Here is a 2,176-nt window from a genome sequence, read left to right on the forward strand (position 1 = left end):
CCGCCGGCCTATGAGGCCCGGCAGTTCGTGGTCTACTTCCCGTTCGATCAGTACATCCTGACGCCGGAAGCCCAGGCCGTGGTGTCGGAAGCCGCCAACTACGCCCGCAACGGCAACGCCGCCCGCGTGGTGGTGGTCGGCCACACCGACTCCTCCGGTTCGGCCGCCTACAACGTCCGCCTGTCGGAACGTCGCGCCAAGGCCGTGGCCGACCAGCTGGTGAGCCTGGGTGTCAACCAAGGCGCCCTGCAGGTCGACTGGAAGGGCGAGAGCCAACTGGCTGTCCCCACCGGCGACGGTGTGAAGGAACCGCTGAACCGCCGCTCGACGATCGACATCAACTTCTGATTTCGATCCCGGCGATCAGCCGAACGATGGGAGCCCGGCCGCAAGGCCGGGCTCTTTTCGTTGGCGGCTCAGCCCCAGATCAGGATCCAGAGGCCGATGGCGGCGAACGCCCCGGCGGCCACCATGCGGATCAGCTTCAGGGGAAGGCGGGTGGCCGCGGCCTCGCCGATCAGCACGGCCGGCGCATTGGCCAGCATCATGCCAAGGGTGGTGCCGGCGGTGACCAGGGCCACCTGTTGGAACTGGGCGCCCAGGGCGGCCGTGGCCACCTGGGTCTTGTCTCCCATCTCGACGAAGAAGAAGGCCACGGCCGTGGTCCAGAAGACCGAGCCGGCGCGGACCTTCTGAGGCGCCTCGTCCTCGTCCAGGCGGTCGGGGATCAACGCCCAGGCGGCGAAGGCCAGGAAGAGGCCGCCCAGCACCCACTTCATCCAGGGCCCCTGCAGCCAGGCGCCGGCCACGGCGCCCAGGCCCGCGGCCAGGGCGTGGTTGGCCAGGGTGGCCACAAGGATTCCGGCCAGTATGGGCCAGGGCGCGCGGAAGCGGGCGGCCAGCACGAGGGCGAGCAACTGGGTCTTGTCGCCGATCTCGGCGACCGCCACCAGTCCGGTGGACATCAAAAAGGGTTCCAAGAGTCACGTCCAGGCGGGGTCGGTCGGCGCATACCCATGGCTATCCGCGCCGCCGACCCCGCATGATCGACGCGCGAAAGCCAAAGGTCTCGCCAAGCCCCATCGCCGGATACGCCATGCGCCGCGGGCCAAGACCCAAGCCGCAAGTCTGTTGACGCATCCCCCGCTGAACGCCGCGGGCGGCTACTCCCCAGTGACAGTCGATGGCTTTAGTCTCCGCCGTGCGCAAAGGCAAGGCGCCGGCCTCCGCATCGCCTGCCCGTCGTTTTGGCGCCCGGCAGACCGGGAGGCAGGGCGAATTGTCACAGTCTCGTGAGCACCTCCGCCTCCGGGGTCCGCCAAAGTCTTGTGGTTCGGCCTCGGGCCGGTTTGCGTTAACCTCTCGTTTACGAAAAAGCCTGGGGGCGAACCGCCGCACCCCGTTGACGAGTCATTAGCCTCTGTGCCCCCATATTGTGGTGCCTCGGGCTGGGGCAGCTACTACATATAGCGGGTCGGGCGGTTGGGGATGGTGGTCCTTGAAGCCCCTGAAATGTATGGGTTTTGGCCATGAGCGGCAGTGAAGCGGCGATGTTGAAGGTTTCCGAGGCGGCGGCTGCGACGCAAAACCGCCCCGAGCGGCCTCAGCTGCAGCTGGTGCGCAAGGTGGAGATCGACCGCAGTCGCGACGCTCTGCTGACGGAGTTCGGCAAGACGACGCTGGAGGATCGCTACCTGCTGGCCGGCGAGTCCTATCAGGACATGTTCGCCCGGGTGGCCACCGCCTTCGCCGACGACGCCGACCACGCCCAGCGGATCTACGACTACATCTCCAACCTCTGGTTCATGCCGGCCACGCCCGTGCTGTCCAATGGCGGCGCCGATCGTGGCCTGCCCATCTCCTGCTTCCTGAACGCGGTGCGCGACAGCCTGGAGGGCATCCAGGGGGTGTGGAACGAGAATGTGGCGCTCGCCTCCAACGGCGGGGGCATCGGCACCTATTGGGGCGGGGTCCGCTCCATCGGCGAGAAGGTCAAGGGCGCGGGCCAGACCAGCGGGATCATCCCCTTCATCCGGGTCATGGACTCCCTCACCCTCGCCATCAGCCAGGGCTCGCTCCGCCGCGGCTCGGCGGCGGTCTATCTCGACATCCATCATCCGGAGATCGAGGAGTTCCTCGAGATCCGCAAGCCGTCGGGCGACTTCAACCGCAAGTC

Annotated in this window: 3 protein-coding genes and 1 riboswitch; of the genes, 2 read left to right on the forward strand and 1 reads right to left on the reverse strand. The window is 67.5% G+C overall.

Annotation, left to right across the window (positions count from 1 at the left end):
* Positions 1 to 348: OmpA family protein (locus V7D28_RS15015; protein WP_333588187.1), on the forward strand; the 348-nt coding region annotated here is incomplete at its 5' end.
* Between the two features lie 68 nt (positions 349 to 416).
* Here V7D28_RS15015 and V7D28_RS15020 read toward each other — a convergent pair.
* Entirely contained in the window at positions 417 to 965 is a 549-nt protein-coding gene (locus V7D28_RS15020) for a TMEM165/GDT1 family protein (RefSeq protein WP_333588188.1), read from the reverse strand.
* A gap of 79 nt (positions 966 to 1,044) precedes the next feature.
* Positions 1,045 to 1,184, reverse strand: a riboswitch (yybP-ykoY riboswitch).
* Positions 1,185 to 1,523: 339 nt separating this feature from the next.
* Between V7D28_RS15020 and V7D28_RS15025 the strand changes: the two genes are divergently transcribed.
* On the forward strand, positions 1,524 to 2,176 hold a 653-nt coding region (locus V7D28_RS15025), incomplete at its 3' end, for a ribonucleotide reductase N-terminal alpha domain-containing protein (protein ID WP_442957951.1).

It is taken from the genome of Phenylobacterium sp., from assembly GCF_036723115.1.
In the GTDB taxonomy this organism is placed as follows: Bacteria; Pseudomonadota; Alphaproteobacteria; order Caulobacterales; family Caulobacteraceae; genus Phenylobacterium.

Excerpts from the sequence above, each read along its gene's own strand:
- V7D28_RS15020 (WP_333588188.1), bottom strand. The coding sequence starts at position 965 with ATGTCCACCGGACTGGTGGCGGTCGCCGAGATCGGCGACAAGACCCAG.